Origin of the sequence: Thalassospira sp. HJ (assembly GCF_000948415.1) — a bacterium.
Lineage (GTDB): Bacteria > Pseudomonadota > Alphaproteobacteria > Rhodospirillales > Thalassospiraceae > Thalassospira.
In genome coordinates this window covers 795,890-821,513 of record NZ_JYII01000012.1, presented here as the reverse complement: position 1 = coordinate 821,513, position 25,624 = coordinate 795,890, and the positions used below count along the sequence as shown (strand labels likewise).

Genomic DNA, 25,624 nt, shown 5'->3' with positions numbered 1-25,624 from the left:
TATGCTTGCGGGCTTTTCTTTTATCAAAACGTCTCTTTATTCAGGTGGCAGCTTCGGATTTTCCGAAGGCGGCAAGGTTCCGCCGCCTGCCCCGGACAGATTGATTTTTGTAATGCCTGCACCGGGGCCTGCTTGGTGCGCGCGGGTTTGGGCATAGGCCACGGATGGATGGCGGGCATTGCCAAACACCTGGCCGATAAACCGCCAGATCTTTGGCACGAGCCAAACCAGAAACAGGATAAAAACAGCAAGCAGCACGAAGAAGACCACAGGGTGGAACGCAACGGTGTAAAGCGCGCCAAACACCGCGACATCTTCTGCCACTGAGGCCACGCTGTTGCTAAACGGTTCAGGGGATGTGTTGATCGCAGCCCGACTACCCGCCTTGGTGAAATGGCTTCCGGCTGCAACAGTGCCGCCGACCAGCAATGCAATGGCGGTTTGCACACCATCCCCCAAACCAACATCAAGGCCTCCCAATGCACCAGCAGCAAGCAAAGCACCCGCAGGAATACGGATAAAGGTGTGGATGGCGTCCCAGACGCTATCAACAATCGGAATTTTGTCTGCGACGAATTCGATCAGATACAGGAAAATGGCTAGCGCCAGTACCCACCAGCTTCCCAAAACCTGCAGTTCGGGCGGCAAATCAAGCAAACCAAAATTGTTCATTAAACCCAGAACAACCACGGTGCCATAAAGATTTACACCGCTGGCCCAGGCCCCGCCCATCCCCAAAGCAAGAGTTTCGATTACTCCCACGAATAACGCCCTTTCAAAGACACAATTCTCACCAACAAGTGACTAGGCAAAACTTCCAGTTGTGATAAATCACACTTTCAGAGCGTCCCAACGCACGCATTAATGCCAAACAAGATCGAAGAAAGGTACGACGATGAACCGTGATGGTGAAACCCTAAAAATGATCAAGGCATGTGCTGTGGTGATGATGCTTGCCACCCCGCTTCTGGCAGGCAACGCATTTGCGATGGGAAGCTCGGATAGCTGGAGCTCCGAGGGAACCGATCTTTCGGCTGTGACCGAACTGGTTGATACCGAAATGTACGAGATGGCGATCGACAAGATCGAAACCATGCTCGAAGACGATTCCGAAAACGCCGATCTGTATAATTACCTTGCCTATAGCCAGCGCAAGATGGGCGATTTTGACAGTGCCGCGCAGAATTATGAACGCGCCCTGATGATCAACCCGGAACATGTCGGCGCACTTGAATATCAGGGTGAATTGTTCCTGCAGACAGGCAAGCCGCAAATGGCCCAGGAAAACCTTGCAAGGCTTGAGCAGCTTTGCGGCACTGACTGTGAAGAATACAAGCAGCTCGCCAGCAGAATGACCAACTAGGCGCCTATTACACGACACATTTGCCTATTCGTCCGAATAGGTTCCTTTTTTCGCGTAAAGACGCCATATCTCTGCAGAGGTTGGAACACGAAAACGGGAAAAATTGATGTCAAACGCCGTCATGAGCAAAAGCTATACAGTCGTATGCATGCGCACTTCAGGGCAGCAAATGGAACTGGAACCCGTTTCGGACTATAGTTCTGCCCTGAATTCCGCCAAGGAAGCCATCGGCAACAAGAACACCACCGAAGTTCGCATCGTTGAAAACAAATACGATCAGGCGACCCGCAAGGACAAAAAACAGGTCATAAAAATCCTGACACCGGAAAGTGCCGGTGTAGCTGGTGGCTCCACACGTCGTAGGGCTCAAAACCCCGGCATGACCCGCGAAACAGCAAACCGGGCCACCAAAGGCATCATCAATATCGTGATTGCGGTGACTGTTTTGATCCTTCTGGCTGGCATCATGATCCCCCTGGCAATGCGATAAACTCTCGTCGGCCTGCCCTGTCTCTCAACGCTCTTTATCCCACTGACTTTCAAGTAAACCTGATCGCAATTGGTCTGTTTGCAGTAGTTGTGTTTGCCCGAAAGGAAAGATATAACTTTCGGTAATACAGTGACGATCAGGTGAAGCGTGAAAATCAGGTCTGCGACAACCAAAAACAGCCCCCGCAAGATCCGGGGATGGATAAGCGCCGCAGCATTTCTGCCGCTTCTGGCTGCTTGCAGTACCGATGATCTGTCCGGGCTCTGGTTTGGGTCCTCCTCGTCCTCGCAAGAAATCACCCCTGCTTCGACCCATCAGGTATCCGCATCGGAAAAGGCAAGCTTTGACCGCGCAGCTTGCGGTTTGTTTTTTGGCAACCCTGCTGCCCAAAGCAGTTCTCAAAGCGCTGGTGCGACAAACGGCCCCATTTCGCTTGATGGCAGTCCACAGGACAACCTGCTGCAGGCGATTTCCTATGACATGGACGGCAATTATGAAAATGCGCGCAAGCTCTATGTCTGGTTGACGGCTACCCCACCTGACATGAAGGTCGATCTTGATTGCGGTCAGGGTGTGCGCCTTTCGGGCAGCATCAACAGCCTCGCACAGCGCCGTCTGGTTGCCCTTGATGCCGCCTCACCTGAGTATGCGCGCTCCGAAGAAATTGAAACTGTGGTTGCTTCTGCCACGGTGGCACCCGGACCGGAACTGCCCGATCCACCGCAGGTGGAACGTGACCGGCGTTTTTATGAAACCGGTGGCGTTGTTGAAGCCGAACCGGAAGACAGAACCAGTCCCGTCACCCGCATGGATATGCCGGTCAGCGAAAACACAGCAAAACTGACGCGCGTTGAACGGCGTGAAGCAGTACCTGCATCTACACCTGCACCAACGCCCGCACCACGCTCAACCGCGACAAGTACAGCACCGGCAGCATCAGCAGATGTTGTTCCGAGATTGGCACCCGTGCCAGCACCGACGCCAGCGACACCAGCTATACAAGCCGAAACACCGCGCTCTACGCCGGTGGTTGACGCCCCGACCATTGCCGGCGATGTCGCGCCGACCGAACATAGCGGCGCAATTGTCGCATCAAACTCCCGGCCGACGGAACAGGGTGAGTTGGATGTTGTTGACCAGCCGCCTACGCCGGCACCAATGATCGAACTCCCGATCACCTCAACGCAACCCGCGTCTGATGCCCCTGTCCAAGAAATGGCGCAGTCGGCAGCTGTACCCGAGCCACAAGCTGCCCCTGCACCGACAGCAGCACAGACAAGCAGCCCCTACTACGCCGTGCAGCTTGCCGCTTACCGCTCACGCGGGCGGGCCGAAAGTGCCTGGTCGAAGTTTCAGAGTGCACCGCACGGCATGCTTGCCGCTGCCGATCATGAGGTCGTAAGTATCTCGATTGAGGGCAAAGGATTGTTCTTCCGCTTGCTCACCGGGTCCTATGGCACGTCAGCCGCCGCAACAGAGGCCTGCAATACACTTAAGTCTGCCGGAACGGACTGTCTGGTGCGCCGGGTCGCCCCTTAAGCCGTTCTTTGGCCGATACCGCCATTTTGTGGGACCGCATCAGGCCGTCTGGTCTGGTTTTATGACCATGACGCCTCACAAATCCCGGCATCCTTGCCAAAAGATACTCGACCTTTTCGTTATGCCGGTAGTAGCGCCAGCGCAGATGCTGGATGAAACGCCGTGTGCGTTTTGATCCAGATGCCAGCATCGGGACACCAAGTGCTATAAAGACCATACCAAAAAACGGCGGCGGCAATGGCAGAAACACCAACCCGATCAGCAGACAAAATGCGCCTGCCAGCATCAAGGCCATTGATTTCAAATGCTTTAGTTTGCGCAAAGGCCTTCTCAGCACACCGTTCCACGGAATTCATGTGTGGATTATCTGGTGGAACGAAACCCCTGCCAAAAGAATGTTCAAAGACATTTGATCAAGAGGGGAATTGCTATTGTCTCTGTCTGGAGTACATTGCACGCATGAACGCGAAATACTCTTCGGGAAAAATGACATGTTCTCCGTGCTGAAATCCGACAAGCCCAAAATGCCAACCGCAGAAACCGCCCTTCCGGGACGTGATCAGGAGCTTCCGGTTGCTGACGCCAATATCGTGACCGGTAACCCGATGAAGGGTCCCTTCCCTGCACATTTGGAAGTGGCGATTTTCGGTATGGGATGCTTCTGGGGTGCAGAGCGCCTTTTCTGGAAGGCACCGGGGATCTATAGCACCGCCGTCGGTTACGCGGGTGGCCTTACCAAAAACCCGACCTACCGCGAAGTTTGCAGCGGCATGACCGGCCATGCCGAGGTCGTTCTGGTCGTCTTTGATCCGGCTGTGACGACCTATTCGGCCCTTCTGAAACTGTTTTGGGAAAACCATGACCCGACCCAGGGAATGCGCCAGGGCAATGATGTGGGCACCCAGTATCGCTCCGTGCTGTTTGCGCGCACGCCAGAGCAGCTGGAAACTGCAAAACACTCCCGTGAAGAATACAATGCCGCGCTAAAAGCTGCCGGTCAGGCCTCGGTAACCACCGAGATCACCGAGGCGCCGGAGTTCTTCTATGCCGAAGATTTCCACCAGCAATATCTGCAGAAAAATCCCGACGGGTATTGCGGTCTGGGTGGAACCGGCGTGTCCTGCCCGGGCATGTAACCCGGATCAAAATCACACGGGCTTGCCGCCGTATTCCCTGCTAAGATCCGCACAAACCCTGCGGATCTTGAGGCCCAGCTGTTCAATGTGTTCGTTGGGTATACGCGCCGCTGGCCCGGAAAGCGACAGTGCTGCAATCGGTTGCCCGGTTTCATCACGGACAACACCCGCCACACAACGCAAGCCAACCGCGTGTTCTTCATCATCAAGCGCATAGCCGCGCTGACGGGATTTTTCGAGATCTTTCTCAAGCGCTGTTTGGGTGACAAGCGTGCGCTCGGTAATCTTGGGCAAGCCGTGCTTGGCAACGACGGAATGTAGCTCTTCTTCTGGCAGGAAAGCCAACAAGGCCTTGCCGACGCCAGAGCAATGCATCAGGGCACGACGACCTGGCGTGACAAGGGCGCGCATCATCTTGCGGCATTCGACCTGCGACAGAAAAATGACCTCCCCACCGTCTGCGACGGCAAGATTGACCGTCTCGCCGCTGTCTTCCATCAGGGCCCGCATGTAAGGCCGGGCAATCTGGCTGAGGTTGCGGTTCTTGGTAAAGGAATTGCCGACACTGAATGCCTGCACCCCCACGAACCAGAGCGTCCGTTCCCCATCGAACGACACGTAGCGTTCGTGTTGCATGGTTGTCAGCAACCTGTGTGCCGTGGATGGCGGCAACTTCACCTGTTGTGCAATTTCGGTCAAGGTCATCCCGTCTTCGCTTTCGGCAAGCGCATTAAGGATGCTTAACGCCCTGACCAGCGACTGGACCTGCTGCATTCAGCGACTACTCCCTGCAAGTGGTCGATTTGCCGACCATCATTGTCGTATTCTCTGAATGTTAGGAGATCAGCGTGCTGCTTGCACGGACTTTTGACGGAACCAGACGAAAGTGGAGTAACTGACCAGATAAACAGTCGCAGCGGCAAATGCGCAAAGCGTCCCCAAGCCAAGCCCAAGCACAGGATAACCAAGGGTCACCGCAAGGATGTATACCCACAATGCCCCCATACCCCGCGGGAAATTTCGGATGACGGTATGAACAGGCGCCGCCCCGTATGAGAAATGCAGGATCAGCATCATCGGATAAAGCGTGACCGGGAAGCCCGACAGCAACCCTGACCAACGCGACCCGATCCATGCCGCCATACCACTGATGACCAGCACAATGATCGCAGCCAGGGTCGCGCGGAGCATCACAACGCCCTTGGTCAGACGAACTCGGTTAAGAATACGGACATTCTCGATCTTGCGGAACAGGATCAGCGCCACGAATATCGCCACCAGCAGGATCACGGCTGCCTGCGTCAAACTCATCGGGGCAAGCTGAAACAGCCATGAAACGCCCAGATAGGTTGCGAATGCGCCAAGCGAGCTTAGGAATATCTGCGGGATAACCGGCAAGTGCGTGCATTTTCTCGACACCAGATAGTAGGCATAAAGAAACGTCAAAGTCGCAATCAGCCCGGGCAATGCGTAGACCGCACTTTCACTGGCAAAACCGATACCTTGTTCAATCGCAATGAAATAGAGAAGGATGGCCGTTCCAAGCGGATATCCAGACAGAACGCCGGCAACACGCGGCCCTGCCCGTTCGGCGAGGACAGAAAGCCCAAGAACCGTTCCAATCGATACTGCAATCTTCGCAAGGATCAGTTCCAAATGCGTTTATCCCTCTAACGGATCATCAATGACATTTTATCAACAAAGTGACAACATCCGTATCCGGTTTCCCGGAATTGGGCAAGCGCTATTGCGCTCCGCATAGACCATGAAAAAACGGGCACCTCCTCTGAGGCACCCGTTTCTGGTCGTTTTTATATGGCTCGCCCGCTTGATCTGGAAACTATGCGACGACGACGCTTTCCGATCTGGGCGCCTGCACGATCACACCACGCCAACCAAGCCCCTCATAGGTTTCATATCCCGGGGTCAGGGCGTAGGCCACAAGTGCGCCGTCATCAAGCAAATATGCTCCGCGTGCAGGATCATCGACCCGAAGCGTGAACTTCTCGCTCAGAATACCTTTATCGTCTGATGCTGCCAGAACGCGGTTGTTGGCATCAATCAGCATGACACGCGTGCGTTCCCGTTCCTCCGGGCTGAAGTTGAGCGACTTGACAATCATCGGTGCCTGGCTTTCCCAATCAAAGAAGACACCCATCACACCGATAACCTCGCCATTCACATCCCCGCCTTTACGCACGGCTGTGGCATAGGTAGGTGTTGCGGCGTTGTTTAGCATCGGGTTCTGTTCGACATCGGCCACGGCATAGTGCCCGCCATCGCGGCAGCGCAAGGCTTCGTGGAACCAAGCCTGATCTGAAATATTCTGGCCCTTAAGGCGATAAGACTCCGGCCGACCATTGGCGATGACATTGCCATTCTTATCGGCCACCCAAAGATCAAGATAGACCGTATAGGAATCCAGAATGACACCCAGCCGATTACACGCCCGCTGGGCAATGGCTTCGTCATGCGGGTTTTCACAAACATCAACGACGGCTGCGTCAGTTGCCCACCACCGGACATCGCAGGACCGCTCAAACAGGTTTCGGTCCATCAATTCGACTGCATAGCGGGCCAGATCGGAAAATCGATCACCACGGGCCATTTGCGCTGTTTCTTCCAGATCCGATGCCAGCTTCAAAAACATGTTTTCGAGCTCTTCGGTGATCACGGTAACGCGCTGCGAGATTTCCTTGACCTCATTGGCCACCACGCCGAAGCCACGGCCGACTTCACCGGCCCGTGCGGCTTCGATCAGTGCGTTAAGCGCAAGCGTACGTGTCGCGCGCGTAACTGCCTTGATTTCAGTGATTTTATCGTTGGCCTGCCCGGACATTGCCGTCGCAACCTGCAGGATTCTTTCTGGCATTTAAGTAAAGCTCCCATATGCACACCAAGTCTCCTCCGGCTGCAGATGGCTTATTATTTTTTAAGTGCCATCAATTCTGCTTTTTCTTGCAGCAACGATATCTCTTAAGTCACTTCTATCTGGAGGTAAACACGGGATTATACTTCTTCCGTGACGCACCGTATCGAGAGAAGACGACCTCGCATAAAACAACGCCAATGCGGCCGATCACGCATTGATACAGGTCAGGTGGCGGGAAGTTATACTTCGTACTTTAAGCGTCAAAAGCCTTGTGTCAGGCCGTGAACTCAAGAATCGAGTCTGTCAGCAGCTTTATCCCCGTCAGAAACAGCAGGCTGTAGCAAACGCGGTAGAACAACTTGACGCTGACCTTGTCATGCGCCCAAAGGCCAAGCCAGGTCCCGAACAAGGCCACCGGCACGAACAAAAGCGAAGTTCCAAGGTTTGACGCATCAAACTGCCCAAGCATGGCATAGGGGATCAGTTTGACGTAGTTCACGACGATAAAGAACATCACCGTCGTACCGACAAAGATCGACTTATCCATTCTTTGTGGCAACAGATACACCGAAACTGGCGGACCGCCAGCATGGGCGACAAAACTGGTGAAACCGGCAAGTGTGCCAAGGATGGTGCCCTTGCCCACCGTTGCTGATCCCGGCGCCCCACTGGCATTGCGACCACGCAACCAGTGATCAAGCGTAAAGATGATGGCGATTAGCGCGATGATCATCTTGACCGCCGCTTCGTTGAGATAGCTAAACGACAAGGTCCCGATCAAAATGCCCACCAAGGCGGCGGGAACCAGGATCTTCATATTCCGCCGATCCCAGCGATTGCGATAGGCCCACACATTGGCAACATCCATCAGACACAGGATGGGCAACATGATGGCAGCCGCCGCCTGCGGCGAGACGGCCAGCGCCATCAAGGGCACGGCAACAACCCCAAGCCCGCCGCCAAAACCGCTTTTCGATACGCCGGCAATCAGAACGGCCGGAATGCCGACGACATAGAAAAACGGATCCGTGATGAATTCCATCGAACGTCCTTATCTGGGTGGAAAATCCCGGATCACGGGAAAGACAGGTTGGCTTCGGCCTTATTGCTCAAGAAGGCGCGGCATCAGTTCGACGAAGTTGCACGGGCGATGCCGGATATCAAGCTGGTAGGTCAGGATTTCATCCCAGGCATCCTTGCACGCCCCTGTCGATCCAGGCAGCGCAAACAGATAGGTTCCCATGCATACACCTGCTGTGGCGCGCGACTGGACGGTGGATGTGCCGATCTTCTGATATGAAACCCAGCGGAACAGCTCGCCAAAACCCGGAATTTCCTTTTCATAGAGCGCACGATGGGCTTCGACTGTAACATCGCGTCCGGTCACACCCGTCCCGCCTGTCGTAATGATCACATCGATATTGTGGTCAGCGCACCAGGCACCCAGCTGCTTGCGCAAGGCTCCTTGATCGTCAGGCAGAATCTGACGGTCATAAACCCGATGCCCCTTTTCGATGATCCGCTCACACAGGACTTCGCCCGAGGTATCATTATGGAGATCACGTGTATCGCTGACCGTCAGGACAGCAATGTTGATCGACACAAAAGGTTGGCTTTCGTCAATACCCGCCACGGCTATCTCCATATCTTTCCAGTTCGCTGCATCAACCTAATATGCCCTGAGACGGGTGCAAGCGTTTTCACGTGCATCACACCCCACCATCGCAACCAAACGAATCACGATAGAATAAAAACCCTAACGGATTTGATATTTTATTAGCTTTTAACGCAAGAAAAGCGGTCATCCGCCAAACAATTTTTCGCCCCTATTTTGACAAACAGTCGCTATATACATCAATTGATTAACTGGTTGTCATGACGTCATACATAATGAAAAATTAGCAAATTGGTATTACCAATATTACACATCTGCGTGACTTCGCTTGCCGGTGCGGATTTTTACGCTTAAAAAAGCGGTAAAGGACTACCAATTTGGCGCCCCGAAACGAAGCGTCGAGCACAGCAAAACATTCGGCAGGAAACAGAGGACCCATCATGAGCGACTTGCTTTGGCAACCGACGAAAGAACGCGTTGAAAATGCAAACGTCACCCGGTTTCGCGAGTGGGTGAATGAAAAGTACGCGCTAAAGCTCGAGAACTTTACCGAGCTCTATGATTGGTCTGTTGCCGAGATTGAACGTTTCTGGCCTGCTGTCATTGAATATGCTGACCTCAAAGCACAAAGCTGGGGTGAGCGCGTCCTGATCGACGGCAACAAAATGCCTGGCGCCCAGTTCTTTCCTGATGCGCGCCTGAACTTTGCTAAAAACCTGCTGGTCCGTGATGACGATACCGATGCCCTGATCTTCTGGGGCGAGGACAAGGTCAAGACCCGCCTGTCCTGGGCAGAACTTAATATTGCCGTATCAAAATTCTCGCAGGCCCTGCGTGCCGAGGGTGTTGGCAAAGGCGATCGTGTCTGTGGCTATATGCCCAACATGTCGGAAACCGTGATCGCAATGCTTGCGACGGCGGCCATCGGCGCCACATGGTCATCCGCCTCCCCCGATTTCGGGGTGCAGGGTGTTGTTGACCGCTTTGGTCAGATTGAACCAACCGTCATGATCACGGTTGATGGCTATCATTATAATGGCAAGCAACATGACATCCGCGAAAAGGTTCACGATGTTGTTGAACGCATCGACAGCCTGAAAAAGGTCGTCATCGTGCCCTATGCCTTTGATGGTGCCAACACCACGGCTATCCGCAATGCCGTCACCTATGACGACTTCATCGCACCGTTCCGCACCGAGAAAATCGCCTTTGAGCAGGTCGAGTTCAATCACCCGCTTTATGTCATGTTTTCGTCTGGTACGACGGGCAAGCCGAAATGCATCGTCCACGGCACTGGCGGAACACTTCTGAAACAGGTTTCCGAACATATCCTTCACTGTGATGTGGCACCCGGTGATCGCGTTTTCTATTTCACCACATGTGGCTGGATGATGTGGAACTGGCTGATGGCAGGACTGGCGGCCGGTGCGACCCTTCTGCTTTATGATGGTTCACCGTTCTATCCGAACGGCAACATCCTGTTTGACTATGCCGATGCAGAAGGCATGACCCTGTTTGGCACCTCGGCCAAATATATCGACGCCCTTGCCAAGGCTGAGCTTAAACCGCGCGAAACCCACGATCTGTCTACCGTGCGCGCCATGACATCCACTGGATCGCCGCTGGCGCCGGAAAGCTTTGATTACGTTTATCGCGACATCAAGGAAGACATCCATCTCGCTTCGATTTCGGGCGGGACAGACATCCTTGGCTGCTTCGTGCTTGCCTCCCCGGTCCTGCCGGTGAAGCGCGGTGTTATTCAGACCCGTGCTCTTGGGGTTGCAGTTGATGTCTTTGACGATGATGGCAAACCGGTTCGCAATGAAAAAGGCGAACTTGTTTGCACCAAGCCCTTCCCGTCTATGCCGGTCGGCTTCTGGAATGATCCGGATGGATCACGCTATCACAGTGCCTATTTCGACCGGTTCGAGAACATCTGGTGCCATGGGGACTATGTCGAACTTGATGACGAAGGCGGCATGGTGATCTATGGCCGGTCAGACGCGACACTTAATCCGGGTGGCGTTCGCATTGGCACGGCAGAGATCTATCGTCAGGTCGAAAAGCTGCCGGAAATTCAGGAATCGATTGTCATCGGTCAGGACTGGGATAATGACGTTCGGGTGATCCTGTTTGTTGTGCTGCGCGATAATTACGTGTTGGATACCGCACTGATCGAAAAGATCAAGAAGCAGATCCGCAGCAATTGCACACCACGCCATGTGCCGGCCAAGGTCCTTGCCGTTGCCGATATTCCGCGCACGAAATCAGGTAAGATTACAGAGCTTGCCGTTCGCGACGTTGTCCACGGCAGACCCGTCAAAAATCAGGAAGCATTGGCAAACCCTACCGCGCTGGAGCTGTTCTCCAACCTTTCGGAACTGAAAACCTGATGTTCCAAAGCCCCGCCAAATAGTGCGGGGCTTTTTTTGAGGCACGATACAGCTCCGGTCCGAACACGGCCGTTTCACGATATGCCCGCCATCGATTCCGCAGCGCAGCGATGCATGCTTTTTAAACAGCGTGAACTTGTGCACTTTTTTTAACCATCAACCTCGATTTGATGAAAAAAAGTTCGTGCAATTCTTAACCGTGCTTGCGACACCACCAAAATTCCCACTAGAGCATTGAATAAATAAGGAAAACGGAATTTTGTATAATTTATCTAAGTGAAATTACGCAGTCTACAACTGCGGAAAAAGTCTCAATTTTCCGCCGAATTCATAGCTCCCCAACCTGCCCGAAATTTTTCACACTTGACACATAGCGGCCTAAAATTTCTTAATTTGGCCGTCCGATCTCTTTCGGGCGGATGGATATGCGGCTGTGCATATCCAGGGTGGCACAAAAGCTAAAAACAATGCTTTGCTAACAAGGGAGCTATCTTATGAAAATTCAAACGATCCTTGCCGCTGGCGCAATGACCGTTGCAGCCGTTGCCGCACAGAACGCACAGGCAGGTGCCGTGCTTGACGGCATCAAGGCAAAAGGTTTCGTTCAGTGCGGCGTGAACGTTGGCCTTCCGGGCTTCTCCGCTGCCAATGCAGAAGGTAAATGGGAAGGTATCGACGTTGACGTCTGCCGTGCAGTGGCAGCTGCATTGCTCGGCGATTCAAACGCCGTTCAGTACACTCCGCTGACCGCACCGCAACGCTTCACAGCACTGCAGTCTGGTGAAATCGACATCCTGTCGCGTAACACCACTGCAACCACCACCCGTGATGCGAAACTGGGTCTGACCTTTGTTGGCATCAACTACTATGACGGTCAGGGCTTCCTGATCCCGAAAGCTCTTGGCGTTTCCAGCGCAACCGAGCTTGACGGTGCAACCGTCTGCGTTGAGCCGGGTACCACGACCGAGCTGAACCTTGCTGATTACTTCCGCGCTAAAGGCATGTCTTTCGAGCCGGTCGTTATTGAAAACATCAACGAAGCAACCACAGCCTTCTTCTCTGGCCGTTGCGACGTTTACACGACCGATGCTTCAGGCTTGGCTTCTGTACGTACAACCATGGCCGAAAACCCAGATGACTACGTTATTCTTCCGGAAATCATTTCCAAAGAGCCGCTCGGCCCGGTTGTTGCCCAGGGTGACGAACAGTGGTCGGACGTTGCTCGCTGGGCTTTCACTGCAATGGTTGAAGCAGAAGAATATGGCGTCACCATGGAGAATGTTGACGACATGAAAGCAAACAGCACCAACCCGGGCATCCAACGTCTGCTGGGCGTGACTCCTGGCATGGGTGAAGCTCTTGGTCTTGACGAAGCTTGGGCATACAACATCATCAAGCAGGTTGGTAACTATGGCGAAAGCTATGAGAAAAACGTTACCGCCAAGCTTGGTCTTGAGCGTGGTCTGAACGCTCTGTGGACCGATGGTGGCCTGCAGTATGCATGGCCGATTCGCTAATCACTAGCCTATCGTCTGCCTAAAAACTAAGAAGCTCCGCCCCACTGCCTGAACGCATGGGCGGAGCTTTTCGTTAGGCGCTTACTGGTTTTGTATACAATCTACACCTGAGGGTCATAATGAGTAAGCCTCAAAATGCCCCGGGGGATGTTCGTTCCAAGGGCCTCGTTGATTATCTCAATGACGAAAACGTTCGTGCGGTACTTTATCAAATCATCGCGATTGGACTGATCGTTTTTGCGGGCTGGTACCTGGTATCCAACACCTTGTACAACCTTGAACAACAGAACATTTCTACCGGTTACGGCTTCCTTGATCTAGAAGCTGGCTTTGGCATCAGCGAAAGCATGATTCAGTACTCCCCGCAGAGCGATTATGCATCGGCTCTGGTTGTCGGCTTACTGAATACTGTCAAAGTTTCTTTACTCGGTATCGTATTATGCACGATTATCGGTATTATTTTCGGCGTAGCGCGACTTTCGTCAAACTGGATTGTTCGTAAACTTGCAACCGTTTACGTCGAAACGTTCCGGAATATTCCGGTCCTTTTGCAGCTGTTCTTCTGGTACGCACTCATTCCAAGCGCGTTTCCGCATCCGCGTGACGCGCTAGAACCTTTGCCCGGCGTTCTGCTAACCTCGCGTGGAATGTATATGCCGGTTCCGGTATCTGACAATGCCTACACCTTGATGGGGATTGCGGCGGTTATTGCCTGTGTAGTAATCTATTTCGTCAAGAAATGGGCTAAAAAACGCCAGGATGCCACCGGTCAACCTTTCCCCATCGTCCTTGCTGGCCTTGGCATTTTTGTTGGCCTTGTTCTGGCTGCCTATCTGGCAGGTGGCGCACCGACTGAAATGAGTATTCCGGCCCTTAAAGGGTTCAACATTCAGGGTGGCTATAACATTTCTCCGGAATTTCTAGCGGTTCTGATCGGCCTTACGGTATATACCTCGACCTATGTCGCCGAGGTTGTCCGTTCCGGTATCCAGGCCGTTCCGAATGGCCAGTGGGAAGCCGCTGACAGTCTTGGCATCAAACGGTCTGTCGCCCTTCGCAAGGTGATCCTGCCGCAATCCATGCGCGTTGCGATCCCGCCGCTGACCAACCAGTATCTGAACCTGACCAAAAACAGCTCACTTGCTGTTGCTGTCGGCTATCCGGATCTGGTGTCTGTTTCCAACACGACCATGAACCAGACAGGTCAGGCGATCGAGGCCATCTCGATCTTCATGTCGATCTATCTTGGTTTGTCCTTGTTGACCTCGCTCTTCATGAACTGGTTCAACAAGAAAATGGCGCTGGTGGAGAGGTAACATGTCAGAAAACGCAAAATTACCTCCTATGGCAACCGGCTCCTTTGCCGAACGTGCGGTTGCATGGTCGAAAAAGAACCTGTTCGACGGTTGGTTCAACACCATCCTGACTCTTGGTTCGATCGCATTCCTGCTCTGGCTGATCCCGCCGATCGTTGAATGGGCCATCGTTAATGCGACGTTGTCTCCGACGATTGAGGGATGTGCTGAAGTCACGGGTGCGTGCTGGGGCTTTGTGAACGCCAACTTGCGGCTGATCCTGTTCGGGACCTATCCGTTTGACGAACAGTGGCGTCCGCTGCTGGCTATGATTGTTCTCATGGGCATCATTTGCGGTAGCCTCGGTGCGGTTAAATATCCGGGCCTGCGCAAAGCGATCATTCCGATGTGGGTGATCGGTGTTCCGGTCATTTCGGTCCTGATGTGGGGCGGTGTCTTTGGTCTGACCTATGTGCAGAACAGCTATTGGGGTGGCTTGCCGCTGACCCTGATCCTGTCCTCGATCGGTGTGATCTTTGCCTTCCCGTTCGGTTTGCTTCTGGCGCTTGGCCGTCAGTCACACATGCCGGCGATCAAAACCGTTTCCGTGGTCTATATCGAAGTTATTCGTGGTGTACCGCTGATTACGGTTCTGTTCATGGCATCGGTCATGTTCCCGCTGTTCCTGCCTGATGGGGTAACCATCGACAAGCTGCTGCGTGCACAGATCGGTATCATCCTGTTTACCGCCGCATACCTCGCCGAGGTATTCCGTGGTGGTCTGCAGGCCGTACCGCGTGGCCAGTTTGAAGCTGGTGACAGCCTTGCACTGTCCTATTGGCAGTCCATGCGTCTGATCATTCTGCCGCAGGCACTGCGTCTGGTGATCCCGCCGACTGTGAACAGCTTTATCTCGATGTTCAAGGATACCACGCTGGTCGTGATTATCGGCCTGTTTGACTTCCTTGGCACGGTGAAGCTGGCACTTCGCAGTGACCCGGCCTGGACCAAATATTACGTCGAAGGCTATGCCTTCGCTGCGGCAATATTCTTCCTGATCTGTTTCTCGATGGCGAAATATTCCGCCTATCTTGAAAAAGAGCTTCGCAAAGGCGAACGCAGGTAAGGAGTGAGGAAAAAAACAATGACTGTAGCAACTGAAACCACTACCGGCGCTGTGCCTCCTCCGTCCAAAGAGGATGTCATCGTCGTCAACAAGATGAACAAATGGTACGGCAATTTCCATGTTCTTCAGGATATTGACCTGTCCGTTCGCAAAGGTGAGCGTATCGTTATCTGTGGCCCGTCGGGCTCTGGTAAGTCGACGCTGATCCGCACCATGAACCGCCTTGAGACCTATCAGAGCGGTGAAATCTATGTCGACGGCATTCTGCTTGGCGACGATGTCAAAAACATCGAAGCCGTGCGCCGCGAAGTCTGCATGGTGTTCCAGCACTTCAACCTTTTCCCGCACATGACCGTGCTGGAAAACCTTACGCTGGCACCGATCTGGGTTCGCAAGATGCCCAAGAAAGAAGCCAACGATCTCGCCATGCACTATCTTGAGCGTGTGCGGATTGCCGAGCAGGCCCACAAATATCCGGGTCAGCTTTCCGGTGGTCAGCAGCAGCGTGTAGCAATTGCCCGTTCGCTCTGCATGCAGCCGAAAATCATGCTGTTTGATGAGCCGACCTCGGCTCTTGACCCGGAAATGGTCAAGGAAGTTCTCGACGTTATGGTCGAGCTCGCCAAGGAAGGTATGACCATGCTTTGCGTGACCCACGAGATGGGCTTCGCCAAAGAGGTCGCTGACCGCGTGATCTTCATGGATGCCGGCCAGATCGTCGAAATGGCAGGTCCGCAGGAGTTCTTTGATAACCCGAAAAGCGATCGTACCAAGCTGTTCCTCAGCCAGATCCTGTCGCACTAACCGGTTATCAAACCATCCGATCTTTGCAAAACGGCCCCAGATACGGGGCCGTTTTCGTTTTTGTGAAAATGATCCTTGCCCCGGCCCGCGCAATTGCCGAAACTCGGCCCCATCATGTTTATCATCCGGAATGCCAATGACCACGCCTGAAACCAGTTCCGCGACCCATTCGGCCTTTATTTCTGTCGATCACCTTAGCAAGCGGTTCGGTAACAAGCTTGCCCTTGATGATGTCAGTCTGCATCTGCCCAAGGGCGAAACGCTGGCAATCATTGGCCCATCGGCGGCAGGAAAAAGTGTCCTGATGAAGTGCCTGGTCGGCATATATGGCGCGGACGGAGGCAAAATCATTCTTGATGGCGATGACGTCAGTCAGACCAACGCACCCAAACGCGCTGAATGGGCTGAACGCATCGGCATGCTGTTTCAGCAAAACGCCCTGTTTGACAGCCTCAAGGTCTGGGAAAATATCTGCTTTCGCCAGATTGAGCTTGGCACGCTAAGCCGCAAGGACGCCAAGGCGCATGCCATTCACCTGCTTGGTCTTGTCGGCCTGGCATCGGAAAGTGCGGACCTGACGCCAAGTGACCTTTCCGGTGGCATGCAAAAGCGCGTTGGTGTGGCACGCGCCATTTCAACCGACCCTTCGATTTTGTTGCTGGATAACCCGACGGCTGGCCTCGACCCGGTTCTATCGAACCATATCGAACGCATGATCGGCAAAATCGCCGAACAACGTGGCACAACCGTGATATCGATCACCAACGACATGCAGATCGCACGCACGCGCTATCAGAACCTGATGATGATGCATGATGGCAAGGTCTATTGGTCCGGGAAAACTGCGGACATCGATGACGCCCACAATGCGCATCTGACCCAGATGCTCAATGGCTCGTCACAGGGCCCGATCACGATGCGAACCGGCAAACGCGAAGACCACGTTTACAGCTAAAGACTGATACACTCAGGCCCCAGAAATCGGGCCTGACCGCACCTAGTTGGCGGTATAAACCGATACGTCTGCTTCGCGGATAACATCCGACCAGATCGGTCCCGGATGACGATCGGTAAACAGGGCATCAATTTCAGAAAGATGCCCAAGACGTACCATCGCACGACGGCCGAATTTTGATGCGTCCGTGCACAGGAAGGTCTGTCGCGCGTTTGAGATAATCGCACGGGCAACGCGCACCTCGCGATAATCAAAATCCATCAGACTGCCGTCTTCATCGACACCCGATATCCCGACGATCGCGTAATCCACCTTGAATTGGTTAATGAAATCAATGGTGGCTTCCCCGATCACCCCAAAATCACGCTGTCGGACAACGCCACCGGCAATGATGACTTCAAAGCCCTGGTTGGCGGCACAGATTTCGGCGACATGCAGGTTGTTTGTGATGATCTTCAGGCTCTTATGGCCTAGAAGCGCGTGGGCTACTTCTTCGTTGGTCGTGCCTATATTGATGAAAAGAGATGCGCCTTCCGGGATGTGTTGCGCGACCAGTTTTGCGATCTCACGCTTGCTGCCGAGGTTCAGAACCTGACGGTCGGTATAGGCGGTGTTTTCCGTGGTTGAAACGCTGGCCGCACCGCCGTGATAACGCGCAATCAGGCCCTCTTCGGCCATTTCATTAATATCGCGGCGGATGGTTTGCGGCGTGACAGAAAAGTGCTCGGCAAGAGTATCAATGGTCATAAAGCTGTTGGAAGCGACCAGTTCCAAAATCTCTCTACGACGACGATCCAGTTTCCCCATGCCTCTCTCCTGCTGTTTCTGTTTTCAATTTTCATCTTTAGCGGAAAATTTTCATTCCTGATCAAAATGCTTTCTCTTGAGCCATTTGGCAAGCCTTGTCCGCCCTGTTCACCAATAGCTGTCGATATCCAAGTCCGCATAACCACCATAAAAATGACTTAAGCGGCAATAACAAGCTAAACGCCCAACGAAAAAAGCCGGGCATCAACCCGGCTTTCATTCGTCTTCTTGGACGTGGATATCAGGCCTTCTTGCGCGCAACGATCCGCTCACGCACCGCCGGTTCATTGCCCGTCGGGGCGACATCACCCTCACCAATCACGATCGCCTCGCGCAGCAAAGCGGTTGCTTCTTCAAGCTGTGCCGCGTCACGCGTATGGGCCATGCAAATCGGTGTTTCAGCCGAAACGGGCTGGCCAACCTTGATGAAATCGGTAAAGCCGACGGCAAAATCGATCTTCTGATCTGCGCGCGTCCGTCCGCCCTTAAGCGATACCAGCGCCAGACCAACCTTGCGGGCATCCATCGACAGCACGCGACCGGTTTTGGCCGCAGTGACTGTATTAATCATCGGGGCGGCTTCAAGGTACTTGCTGGTGTTTTCAACAAAGTCCGCCGGACCACCAAGACTTGATACCATCTTGCCAAACGTTTCGGCGGCCTTACCGCTTTCTAGCGCCTCTGTCGCCATGCGCAGACCATCAGAAACATCAGCAGCCACACCACTCACGGCCAGCATTTCTGCCGCCAGTGCCATCGTTACGTCATAGACGCGCTGCTCCTGATGTTTACCGGTCAGGAAGTAGATAGCTTCCTGCATTTCAAGCGCATTACCAACCGTGTCGCCCAGCACCTGCTCCATATCAGTCAGAAGGGCGACGGTTGGCACACCATTGCGGGTGGCGACTTCGGTAATGCTTTCGGCCAGTTCGCGGGCGCGTTCATATTCGGCCATGAAGGCACCGGAGCCAAACTTCACATCCATCACAAGGCTATCAAGCCCAGCTGCCAGCTTCTTTGACAGGATGGATGCCGTAATCAGCGGAATACTTTCAACCGTCGCCGTAACATCACGAATGCCATAGAACCGCTTGTCGGCGGGAGCCAGATCGGAAGTCTGACCGATAATCGCACAGCCCACTTCGCGGGTGACCTTGGCGAATTCCTCAAGTGTCGGCGTGGTACGATATCCCGGAATGGAATCAAACTTGTCCAGCGTCCCACCAGTATGGCCCAGACCACGACCGGAAATCATCGGCACAAAGGCCCCGCAGGCGCCAACAATCGGCCCCAGCATTAAGCTGACCTTGTCACCGACCCCGCCGGTCGAATGTTTGTCCACCACGGGTCCATCAAGGCCAAGCGCCTTCCAGTCCAGAACCGTTCCGCTGTCGCGCATATTGCGCGTGAGTGCGGCGCGTTCATCCATGGTCATTCCGTTAAAGAAGACTGCCATCGCAAGGGCGGCAACCTGCCCTTCGCTGATGCTGTTATCCGTGATGCCTTTAACGAAAAAGGCAATCTCGGCATCTGTCAGAACTTCGCCTTCGCGTTTGCGGCGAATGATTTCCTGGGGCAGCATATGCTGTCTCCTGCACACGTGTCGTTAAATCAAATCAGCAGCTTTGAAGTCAGCCGACTTCAGGAAGCGCTTGAAAAATACTGCAGCAATATCTTGATAAGATTGGCAGAGCCGGTTTTTGACATTTCCAATGTCTGCTCGTGGCTAAGTGGCGTGGCACTCATGCCCGCGGCCAGATTGGTGATGTTTGAAACCGCTGCAACCTTGAAGCCGAGCCGACGCGCAAGGATGTTTTCGGGCACGGTCGACATGCCAACCGCATCGGCACCAAGCACCTTAAGCGCGCGGATTTCAGCCGGTGTTTCAAAACTTGGACCGGTGCACCAGCAATAGGTCCCCTCAAACAGCTTGATACCAAGCTTTGCCGCAGCATCATGCAGGCCCGATCCGATTTCCGGATCATAGGGCACATCCATGCCGACAAACCGGTCATTGCCGTGATAGCCAATCAACGGGTTCGGGCCAAACAGGCTGATATGATCGGTAATCAGCATCAGGCTGCCCGGTACTGCATCGGGGATCAGGGACCCGGCGGCATTGGTCAGAAGCAACCGCTCTGCGCCCAATTCACGCAGTGTTTCAAGTGGTTCTGCCATCAGATCGGAACGGCCATGCTCGTAGTAATGCGCGCGTCCCTGCATCACCGCAACAGACACCCCGCCGATGCGGCCAAGCACAAGCGTTCCACCATGACCAACCACAGTTGGACGCGGGAAACCCGGCAAGTCTTCATAGGCAATCCTGATCGCGTCACTGACGGCGTCCACAACACCGCCCAATCCGCTACCAAGAACCAATGCGACTTCTGCCTTAAAGCCGGGTGCCTTGCTGGCAATGACGTCAAGAGCTGCTTTTACATTGCTCATTTGAGGTTCTCCGGCCCGAAGGAATGGGGAATAAGTTCTTCACGGCTCAGCGTCAAAAGCGTCTCACCTGCATCATTGATGATGAAGATCGTCGCATCGGGCCCGGTGAATTCGCGGATTTTCTGACGGCAACCGCCACACGGTGTGCAGGCGATATCGCCAAGCCCGACAACGACGATCTCGTCAAACCGGGTTTCACCCGATAGCACCATTGCCGAAATCGCCCCGCCCTCTGCACAGACACCTTCCGGATAAGCTGCATTTTCAACGTTGCAGCCCGAAATGACCTTGCCGTCTACCGTGCGCAAAGCTGCACCGACAAAGAAGTTCGAATAAGGCGCATAGGCCTTGTCACGGGCCGCAAGGGCCGCGTCAATGAGATCGCGCGGAGCCTGTTTCTGAGCAACCATTTGTTTGATCCTGTTTTGATTACCTATCGCGCCTGACCAAAGCGCAAGACGTCGTAAAAATGTGGTTCGGGCCTGCCTGCATCATATGCCCTGCCCCGAACCACGAAAAGCTTAGCGTTCCTTGACATAGGCGCGACCAAGCGCCTTTGGCGGAATGGCCCGGCCAATAAAGCCCGCCAGAAGAATGACCGTCAGGATGTATGGCAATGCCTGTACCAACTGGACAGGCACTTCGCCAATACCTGGCAGGACAACACCTTGAAGGCGAGTTGCCGCAGCATCAAGGAAACCGAACAGAAGGCACGCTGCCAAGGCCGGGAACGGACGCCATTTACCAAACACCATTGCGGCCAGTGCGATATAGCCCTTACCCGCGGTCATGTCCTGAAGGAAGGATGCACCTTGCGCTGTTGAGAGATACGCACCGGACATACCAACAAGCACACCACTACAAATCACCGCCCGATAGCGCATGGCGACAACACCGATACCGGCGGTATCAACCGCCCCCGGATTTTCACCAACCGCACGCAGACGCAAACCAAAGCGCGTGCGATACATTACCCACCAAGCAGCCGGAACCGCTATGAAGGCGACATAGACCAGAATGTTGTGGCCACTCAGCAATTCGGAATAGATCGGCCCTAGAACCGGTACATCCTTAACCGCCTCTGCGCCCGGGAAAGTAATCGGCTGGAAACGGGATCCTTTATCAAGGGCTGGCGTTTTACCACCTTGAGCAAACAGGGCAATCCCGACAAGCGCGGTCAGCCCCGACATCAGGATATTGATCGCCATGCCGGAAACAACCTGATTGCCCTTATGCGTAATGCAGGCAAAACCATGCAAAAGCGAGAGCGCAATCGTCGTTGCAATCGCGGCCAGAAGGCCGACCCACGGGCTACCAACGTAAAAGGCAACAGCAGCAGCCGAAAACGCACCGCCCAGCATCATGCCTTCAAGGGCGAGGTTAATCGTCCCGGATCGTTCAGAAAACATCCCGGCAAGGGCTGCAAGGATAAGCGGGGTCGAGGTCCGAAGTGTTGCGTCCAGCAACAGGATAATCAGCTGAAATGTATCCATTACGCGGCCTCCCCGGCATCCTGGCGCAGGCGCCAGGCCGTATAGATCTTTGTCACGCGCGGACGGAACATATGTTCCATCGCGCCGGTAAACAGGATGACAAGACCCTGAATAACAACAACCATGTCATTGGAGATGGTAGGAATTTCAAACGACAGCTCTGCGCCGCCCTGATACAGCATCCCGAACAGCAGTGCCGCAAGGAAGATACCAAACGGATGGTTGCGCCCCATCAGTGCGACAGCAATACCGACAAAGCCATATCCCGCTGTGAAATCGATCAGCAAGCGATGCTGAACGCCCATGACTTCATTGAGCGCCATAAAGGATGACAGCGCGCCAGAGATCATCATCGCAATAATGATGAACCGGCCGGGCTCAAGCCCGGCATAGGTCGCGGCCACCGCGTTGGCCCCCACTGTGCGGATCGCATAGCCCCAACGGGTGTGCCAGATGAACAGCCAAACCATCACACTGATGACGATGGCATACACAAATGAAAGGTTAAGCGGACTTGATGCCATCTCAATACCGAGTGCACCCGCAATATCATGGATGAACGGCAAACGCAGATGTTCAGCGATTTGTTCGCTTTCCGGCGTCATGGAGCCTTCCGGGCGAAGCACATTCACCAAAAGATACACCATCAACGAAGACGCAATGAAGTTGAACATGATGGTCGTGATCACGACGTGTGATCCGCGACGGGCCTGCAGATAGGCCGGAATATAGGCCCAGGCTGCACCGAAAATCATCGCAGCCAACATCGCCACGACCAGCATAATCGGGAATGGCAGGAAATCGAGATAAAGCGCGGCCAGCGTGACGCCAAGGCCACCAACATAAGCCTGCCCCTCGGCACCGATGTTAAACAGCCCGCAATGGAACGCCACTGCAAAGGCCAGACCGGTAAAGATGAAGTTGGTGGTGTAATACAGCGTATAACCCCAAGCTTCTTCATATCCGAATGCGCCGTAGAGCAGGATTTCAACCACTTCGACCGGGTTTTCACCGATCGCCAGAACCACAAGCCCGGAAACGACAAGAGCGAGCAGCAAATTGAGGAGCGGTAACGCGCCGACATCAATCCAGCGCGGCAGTTCGACAGTTTTGCTCATGCCTGCCCCTCCGCTGCCTTGGCTTCGTTGGGATCAACCCCGGCCATCATCAGGCCAAGCACGCGTTCATTTGCCTCGGATGCGGCGACTTCGCCAACGATGGCACCATCGCACATCACCACAATGCGGTCGGCAAGCGACATGATTTCGTCAAGCTCCACAGACACCAGAAGGACGGCTTTGCCCGCATCCCTCATGGCGACAATACGTTTGTGAATGAATTCAATGGCGCCGATATCAACACCACGGGTCGGCTGGCCAACCAGAAGCAGCTCCGGGTCGCGCATGATTTCACGCGCCAGCACCAGCTTTTGCTGGTTACCGCCCGAGAAATTGGCAGCTTTCAAATCCGGATTATCCGGACGCACATCGAATTCCGACATCATATTGGCTGTGGCTGCCGAAATAGCGTTCCAGTCAAGCAACACGCCCTTCTGATAGGCCGGGTCATCCTCGTAGCCAAGTATGGCGGCCTCTTTGGCGCTAAAGGCCGTAACCATCGCCATGCGATGACGGTCTTCCGGCACATGGGCAACGCCACGACGACGCAGCTCGGCGGCATCCACCCCCTTCCCCGGCGTGACATCCTGACCATTCAGTTCCACTTTACCTTCGCTGGCAGAGCGGATCCCACCAAGCGCTTCAAGCAGTTCGCTTTGTCCATTGCCGGAAACCCCGGCAATACCGACAATCTCACCTGCACGCACATTGAAAGTCGCGTTTTTGACCTTGCGCACACCCTGCGCATTATCAACACACAGGTTCTCGACATTCAGCACGGTCGCCGCTGGATTAGCCTCGTCTTTTTCAAGTCGTAACAACACCTTACGACCAACCATTAATTCAGAAAGTTCTTCCGGGCTGGTTTCAGCTGTCTTGCGATGCGCCACCATTGCGCCCTGGCGCATCACGGAAACATTGTCCGTTGCAGCCATGATTTCGCGCAATTTGTGGGTAATCAGGACGACCGTTTTGCCCTGCTCTTTGAGCGTATCAAGAATTCTGAAAAGGTGATCGGCTTCCTGCGGTGTCAAAACACCGGTCGGCTCATCAAGAATAAGAATTTCTGCCCCACGATAAAGGGCCTTGAGGATCTCTACGCGTTGCTGAAGACCAACCGAAAGGTCCCCAACTTTCGCATCCGGGTCGATATTGAGCGAATATTCGCGCTCAAGACGTTTGAGTTCTTCGCGGGCCTTATCTACACCCTCGCGCAGGACAGCACCGCCTTCGACACCCAGTATAACGTTTTCAAGCACCGAGAACGTCTCTACCAACATGAAATGCTGGTGAACCATCCCGATCCCCACGGCAATCGCGTCTTCTGATCCCTTGATGTCACAAAGCTTGCCATCGACATGGATGGTCCCTGCGTCGGCCTGATAAAAGCCGTACAGGATACTCATCAGGGTCGATTTACCAGCCCCATTCTCCCCCACGATCCCGTGGATTGTTCCCTTGTCGACCTTAAGGTCGATTTCTTTATTGGCATGTACCGCACCGAACCGCTTGTCTATACCGCGCAGTTCAATAGCGGGTTGCACGGCACCGGTTTCCCCGGCGCCGTGCATTTGATGCATCGTATCCGACACGACAAATCCCCAATTTGCTTTGACGACTGCCTTACATCGGGCAGGCGCTATCGCTCATGTAATCGTGTACTTCAAGGCTACCGGAAATGATTGCTTCCTTGGCCTTGGCAACGGCTGCTTTCATATCGTCGGTGATCAGACTTTCGTTGTTTTCATCAAGCGCCCAATCAACACCACCTTCGGCAAGACCAAGAACGGTCAGGCCCGGTGCCCAAGTATCATTGGCAGCGCCATCGAAAGCTTCGTAAACAGCAACGTCAACGCGTTTCAGCATCGAGGTCAGGACTGATCCCGGATGCAGGCCGTTCTGGTTGGAGTCAACACCAATGCCAAGTTTTCCAGCATCTGCTGCAGCCTGCAGCACACCAACGCCAGTACCGCCAGCGGCATGGTAAACAACGTCTGCACCACGGTCGAACTGGGATTTCGCCAGTTCACCACCCTTAACCGGGTCGTTCCACGCAGCACCAGTGGTACCGGTCATGTTCTGGAAGATTTCGGCATCGCCATTGGAATACTTAACGCCCTGTGCGTAACCGCAGGCGAATTTGCGGATCAACGGAATGTCCATACCGCCAACAAAGCCGACCTTACCGGTTTCCGACGCCATTGCAGCCAGAACACCAACAAGGAACGAACCTTCGTGTTCCTTGAAGACAACCGACTGAACGTTCGGCAGGTCTACGACCATGTCAACAATGGTGAACTTGGTTTCAGGGAATTCCTTTGCCACTTTTTCAAGTGCGGATGCCTGAGAAAAACCGATCGCAACAATCGGATCCATACCGCGGCGCGCAAAGTTGCGCATGGCCTGCTCACGCTGGGAATCGTTCTGGATTTCGAAGTCACGATATTCGGTGCCGGTGTCTTCCTTGTATTTCTCCGCACCCGTATATGCCGCTTGGTTGAACGAGCGGTCAAAACGGCCACCAAGGTCGTAAACGACAGCCGGTTTAATTTCTGCAGCCGAAGCAACACCTGCATAGCAAGCGACAGCCGCGACCACCGAGGTCAGAAGCTTTTTCATTCCGATGCCCTTCATTGTTTGAATTCTGATTATG

The 25,624-nt window shown here is 54.0% G+C and carries 26 protein-coding genes; 11 read left to right on the top strand and 15 right to left on the bottom strand.

All coding sequences use genetic code 11. The annotated features are described in order from the left end of the window. Nucleotides 1-36 precede the first annotated feature (36 nt). Nucleotides 37-762 carry a DUF4126 domain-containing protein gene (locus UF64_RS12690; protein ID WP_044828874.1) on the bottom strand — a complete coding sequence of 242 codons (726 nt, stop codon included), beginning with the start codon at nt 760-762 and terminating at the stop codon, nt 37-39. 133 nt (nt 763-895) lie between these two features. Between UF64_RS12690 and UF64_RS12685 the strand changes: the two genes are divergently transcribed. The 3 genes from UF64_RS12685 to UF64_RS12675 all read left to right on the top strand — a co-directional run bounded on the left by UF64_RS12685 (nt 896) and on the right by UF64_RS12675 (nt 3,392). After that, the gene (locus UF64_RS12685; RefSeq protein WP_044828873.1) at nt 896-1,363 is read left to right on the top strand and encodes a lipopolysaccharide assembly protein LapB; all 468 of its coding nucleotides are present in this window, start codon (nt 896-898) and stop codon (nt 1,361-1,363) included. A 169-nt stretch (nt 1,364-1,532) separates the two neighbouring features. Continuing rightward, complete coding sequence (locus UF64_RS12680; protein WP_235285052.1) at nt 1,533-1,853, top strand: hypothetical protein; 321 nt, start codon at nt 1,533-1,535, stop codon at nt 1,851-1,853. Nucleotides 1,854-2,000: 147 nt separating this feature from the next. Continuing rightward, nucleotides 2,001-3,392: an SPOR domain-containing protein gene (locus UF64_RS12675; protein WP_044828871.1), complete on the top strand. Its 1,392-nt coding sequence runs from the start codon at nt 2,001-2,003 to the stop codon at nt 3,390-3,392. Here the strand turns inward: UF64_RS12675 and UF64_RS21155 are convergent. Then, nucleotides 3,346-3,642 carry a hypothetical protein gene (locus UF64_RS21155; RefSeq protein WP_369792947.1) on the bottom strand — a complete coding sequence of 99 codons (297 nt, stop codon included), beginning with the start codon at nt 3,640-3,642 and terminating at the stop codon, nt 3,346-3,348. The two genes, UF64_RS12675 and UF64_RS21155, sit on opposite strands and share 47 nt — an antisense overlap. Between UF64_RS21155 and UF64_RS20925 the strand changes: the two genes are divergently transcribed. Together UF64_RS20925 and msrA are read left to right on the top strand one after the other, a co-directional pair. Then, entirely contained in the window at nt 3,545-3,805 is a 261-nt protein-coding gene (locus tag UF64_RS20925) for a hypothetical protein (protein WP_235285051.1), read from the top strand. The two genes, UF64_RS21155 and UF64_RS20925, sit on opposite strands and share 98 nt — an antisense overlap. A gap of 78 nt (nt 3,806-3,883) precedes the next feature. Further along, nucleotides 3,884-4,528, top strand: coding sequence for a peptide-methionine (S)-S-oxide reductase MsrA (gene msrA, locus UF64_RS12665; protein ID WP_044828869.1), 645 nt, complete (start codon nt 3,884-3,886; stop codon nt 4,526-4,528). Between the two features lie 12 nt (nt 4,529-4,540). Here the strand turns inward: msrA and UF64_RS12660 are convergent, their stop codons facing one another. The 5 genes from UF64_RS12660 to moaB form a co-directional block, all read right to left on the bottom strand. After that, the gene (locus UF64_RS12660) at nt 4,541-5,302 is read right to left on the bottom strand and encodes an IclR family transcriptional regulator (RefSeq protein WP_044828868.1); all 762 of its coding nucleotides are present in this window, start codon (nt 5,300-5,302) and stop codon (nt 4,541-4,543) included. 69 nt (nt 5,303-5,371) lie between these two features. Further along, nucleotides 5,372-6,184 carry a hypothetical protein gene (locus UF64_RS12655; RefSeq protein WP_044828867.1) on the bottom strand — a complete coding sequence of 271 codons (813 nt, stop codon included), beginning with the start codon at nt 6,182-6,184 and terminating at the stop codon, nt 5,372-5,374. A 184-nt stretch (nt 6,185-6,368) separates the two neighbouring features. Further along, nucleotides 6,369-7,400, bottom strand: coding sequence for a methyl-accepting chemotaxis protein (locus UF64_RS21080; protein ID WP_044828866.1), 1,032 nt, complete (start codon nt 7,398-7,400; stop codon nt 6,369-6,371). Nucleotides 7,401-7,674: 274 nt separating this feature from the next. Beyond that, nucleotides 7,675-8,442 carry a sulfite exporter TauE/SafE family protein gene (locus UF64_RS12645; RefSeq protein WP_044828865.1) on the bottom strand — a complete coding sequence of 256 codons (768 nt, stop codon included), beginning with the start codon at nt 8,440-8,442 and terminating at the stop codon, nt 7,675-7,677. Nucleotides 8,443-8,502: 60 nt separating this feature from the next. Beyond that, nucleotides 8,503-9,033 carry a molybdenum cofactor biosynthesis protein B gene (gene moaB, locus UF64_RS12640; protein ID WP_044829027.1) on the bottom strand — a complete coding sequence of 177 codons (531 nt, stop codon included), beginning with the start codon at nt 9,031-9,033 and terminating at the stop codon, nt 8,503-8,505. A 422-nt stretch (nt 9,034-9,455) separates the two neighbouring features. On the opposite strand from moaB, the gene UF64_RS12635 reads away from it, so the two are divergent. The 6 genes from UF64_RS12635 to UF64_RS12610 all read left to right on the top strand — a co-directional run bounded on the left by UF64_RS12635 (nt 9,456) and on the right by UF64_RS12610 (nt 17,105). After that, on the top strand, nt 9,456-11,408 hold the full coding sequence (locus UF64_RS12635) for an acetoacetate--CoA ligase (RefSeq protein ID WP_044828864.1): 1,953 nt from the start codon (nt 9,456-9,458) through the stop codon (nt 11,406-11,408). Nucleotides 11,409-11,902: 494 nt separating this feature from the next. After that, nucleotides 11,903-12,925 carry an amino acid ABC transporter substrate-binding protein gene (locus UF64_RS12630; RefSeq protein WP_044828863.1) on the top strand — a complete coding sequence of 341 codons (1,023 nt, stop codon included), beginning with the start codon at nt 11,903-11,905 and terminating at the stop codon, nt 12,923-12,925. A 119-nt stretch (nt 12,926-13,044) separates the two neighbouring features. Then, nucleotides 13,045-14,241, top strand: a complete 1,197-nt coding sequence (locus UF64_RS12625; protein ID WP_044828862.1) for an amino acid ABC transporter permease — start codon at nt 13,045-13,047, stop codon at nt 14,239-14,241. A 1-nt stretch (nt 14,242) separates the two neighbouring features. Further along, nucleotides 14,243-15,346 carry an amino acid ABC transporter permease gene (locus tag UF64_RS12620; protein ID WP_044828861.1) on the top strand — a complete coding sequence of 368 codons (1,104 nt, stop codon included), beginning with the start codon at nt 14,243-14,245 and terminating at the stop codon, nt 15,344-15,346. Between the two features lie 93 nt (nt 15,347-15,439). Continuing rightward, entirely contained in the window at nt 15,440-16,150 is a 711-nt protein-coding gene (locus UF64_RS12615; RefSeq protein ID WP_200892681.1) for an amino acid ABC transporter ATP-binding protein, read from the top strand. Between the two features lie 136 nt (nt 16,151-16,286). Further along, complete coding sequence (locus UF64_RS12610; RefSeq protein ID WP_044828859.1) at nt 16,287-17,105, top strand: ABC transporter ATP-binding protein; 819 nt, start codon at nt 16,287-16,289, stop codon at nt 17,103-17,105. A 42-nt stretch (nt 17,106-17,147) separates the two neighbouring features. Here the strand turns inward: UF64_RS12610 and UF64_RS12605 are convergent, their stop codons facing one another. The 8 genes from UF64_RS12605 to UF64_RS12570 all read right to left on the bottom strand — a co-directional run bounded on the left by UF64_RS12605 (nt 17,148) and on the right by UF64_RS12570 (nt 25,590). Then, nucleotides 17,148-17,912, bottom strand: coding sequence for a DeoR/GlpR family DNA-binding transcription regulator (locus UF64_RS12605; RefSeq protein ID WP_044828858.1), 765 nt, complete (start codon nt 17,910-17,912; stop codon nt 17,148-17,150). A 241-nt stretch (nt 17,913-18,153) separates the two neighbouring features. Further along, nucleotides 18,154-19,494: a thymidine phosphorylase gene (gene deoA, locus UF64_RS12600; protein ID WP_044828857.1), complete on the bottom strand. Its 1,341-nt coding sequence runs from the start codon at nt 19,492-19,494 to the stop codon at nt 18,154-18,156. A gap of 59 nt (nt 19,495-19,553) precedes the next feature. Continuing rightward, on the bottom strand, nt 19,554-20,360 hold the full coding sequence (locus UF64_RS12595; RefSeq protein ID WP_044828856.1) for a purine-nucleoside phosphorylase: 807 nt from the start codon (nt 20,358-20,360) through the stop codon (nt 19,554-19,556). Next, the gene (locus UF64_RS12590) at nt 20,357-20,770 is read right to left on the bottom strand and encodes a cytidine deaminase (protein WP_044828855.1); all 414 of its coding nucleotides are present in this window, start codon (nt 20,768-20,770) and stop codon (nt 20,357-20,359) included. Before UF64_RS12590 ends, UF64_RS12595 begins: the two co-directional genes overlap by 4 nt. Before the next feature lie 111 nt (nt 20,771-20,881). Then, entirely contained in the window at nt 20,882-21,853 is a 972-nt protein-coding gene (locus tag UF64_RS12585) for an ABC transporter permease (protein ID WP_044828854.1), read from the bottom strand. Then, complete coding sequence (locus UF64_RS12580; RefSeq protein ID WP_044828853.1) at nt 21,853-22,971, bottom strand: ABC transporter permease; 1,119 nt, start codon at nt 22,969-22,971, stop codon at nt 21,853-21,855. The genes UF64_RS12585 and UF64_RS12580 overlap by 1 nt, the downstream gene beginning before the upstream one ends. Continuing rightward, nucleotides 22,968-24,542, bottom strand: a complete 1,575-nt coding sequence (locus UF64_RS12575; RefSeq protein WP_044828852.1) for an ABC transporter ATP-binding protein — start codon at nt 24,540-24,542, stop codon at nt 22,968-22,970. The genes UF64_RS12580 and UF64_RS12575 overlap by 4 nt, the downstream gene beginning before the upstream one ends. A gap of 52 nt (nt 24,543-24,594) precedes the next feature. Beyond that, nucleotides 24,595-25,590 (bottom strand): BMP family protein, encoded by a 996-nt coding sequence (locus tag UF64_RS12570; protein WP_044829026.1) that lies wholly within the window; start codon nt 25,588-25,590, stop codon nt 24,595-24,597. Between the last annotated feature and the right edge of the window lie 34 nt (nt 25,591-25,624).

What these genes read in the sequence shown, in the direction of transcription:
- UF64_RS12685 (WP_044828873.1), top strand. Translation starts at nt 896, where the DNA reads ATGAACCGTGATGGTGAAACCCTAAAAATGATCAAGGCATGTGCTGTG.
- UF64_RS12680 (WP_235285052.1), top strand. Translation starts at nt 1,533, where the DNA reads ATGGAACTGGAACCCGTTTCGGACTATAGTTCTGCCCTGAATTCCGCC.
- UF64_RS20925 (WP_235285051.1), top strand. Translation starts at nt 3,545, where the DNA reads ATGAAACGCCGTGTGCGTTTTGATCCAGATGCCAGCATCGGGACACCA.
- msrA (WP_044828869.1), top strand. Translation starts at nt 3,884, where the DNA reads ATGTTCTCCGTGCTGAAATCCGACAAGCCCAAAATGCCAACCGCAGAA.
- UF64_RS12660 (WP_044828868.1), bottom strand. Translation starts at nt 5,302, where the DNA reads ATGCAGCAGGTCCAGTCGCTGGTCAGGGCGTTAAGCATCCTTAATGCG.
- UF64_RS21080 (WP_044828866.1), bottom strand. Translation starts at nt 7,400, where the DNA reads ATGCCAGAAAGAATCCTGCAGGTTGCGACGGCAATGTCCGGGCAGGCC.
- UF64_RS12645 (WP_044828865.1), bottom strand. Translation starts at nt 8,442, where the DNA reads ATGGAATTCATCACGGATCCGTTTTTCTATGTCGTCGGCATTCCGGCC.
- UF64_RS12635 (WP_044828864.1), top strand. Translation starts at nt 9,456, where the DNA reads ATGAGCGACTTGCTTTGGCAACCGACGAAAGAACGCGTTGAAAATGCA.
- UF64_RS12630 (WP_044828863.1), top strand. Translation starts at nt 11,903, where the DNA reads ATGAAAATTCAAACGATCCTTGCCGCTGGCGCAATGACCGTTGCAGCC.
- UF64_RS12625 (WP_044828862.1), top strand. Translation starts at nt 13,045, where the DNA reads ATGAGTAAGCCTCAAAATGCCCCGGGGGATGTTCGTTCCAAGGGCCTC.
- UF64_RS12620 (WP_044828861.1), top strand. Translation starts at nt 14,243, where the DNA reads ATGTCAGAAAACGCAAAATTACCTCCTATGGCAACCGGCTCCTTTGCC.
- UF64_RS12615 (WP_200892681.1), top strand. Translation starts at nt 15,440, where the DNA reads ATGAACAAATGGTACGGCAATTTCCATGTTCTTCAGGATATTGACCTG.
- UF64_RS12610 (WP_044828859.1), top strand. Translation starts at nt 16,287, where the DNA reads ATGACCACGCCTGAAACCAGTTCCGCGACCCATTCGGCCTTTATTTCT.
- UF64_RS12605 (WP_044828858.1), bottom strand. Translation starts at nt 17,912, where the DNA reads ATGGGGAAACTGGATCGTCGTCGTAGAGAGATTTTGGAACTGGTCGCT.
- deoA (WP_044828857.1), bottom strand. Translation starts at nt 19,494, where the DNA reads ATGCTGCCCCAGGAAATCATTCGCCGCAAACGCGAAGGCGAAGTTCTG.
- UF64_RS12595 (WP_044828856.1), bottom strand. Translation starts at nt 20,360, where the DNA reads ATGAGCAATGTAAAAGCAGCTCTTGACGTCATTGCCAGCAAGGCACCC.
- UF64_RS12590 (WP_044828855.1), bottom strand. Translation starts at nt 20,770, where the DNA reads ATGGTTGCTCAGAAACAGGCTCCGCGCGATCTCATTGACGCGGCCCTT.
- UF64_RS12585 (WP_044828854.1), bottom strand. Translation starts at nt 21,853, where the DNA reads ATGGATACATTTCAGCTGATTATCCTGTTGCTGGACGCAACACTTCGG.
- UF64_RS12580 (WP_044828853.1), bottom strand. Translation starts at nt 22,971, where the DNA reads ATGAGCAAAACTGTCGAACTGCCGCGCTGGATTGATGTCGGCGCGTTA.
- UF64_RS12575 (WP_044828852.1), bottom strand. Translation starts at nt 24,542, where the DNA reads ATGCACGGCGCCGGGGAAACCGGTGCCGTGCAACCCGCTATTGAACTG.
- UF64_RS12570 (WP_044829026.1), bottom strand. Translation starts at nt 25,590, where the DNA reads ATGAAAAAGCTTCTGACCTCGGTGGTCGCGGCTGTCGCTTGCTATGCA.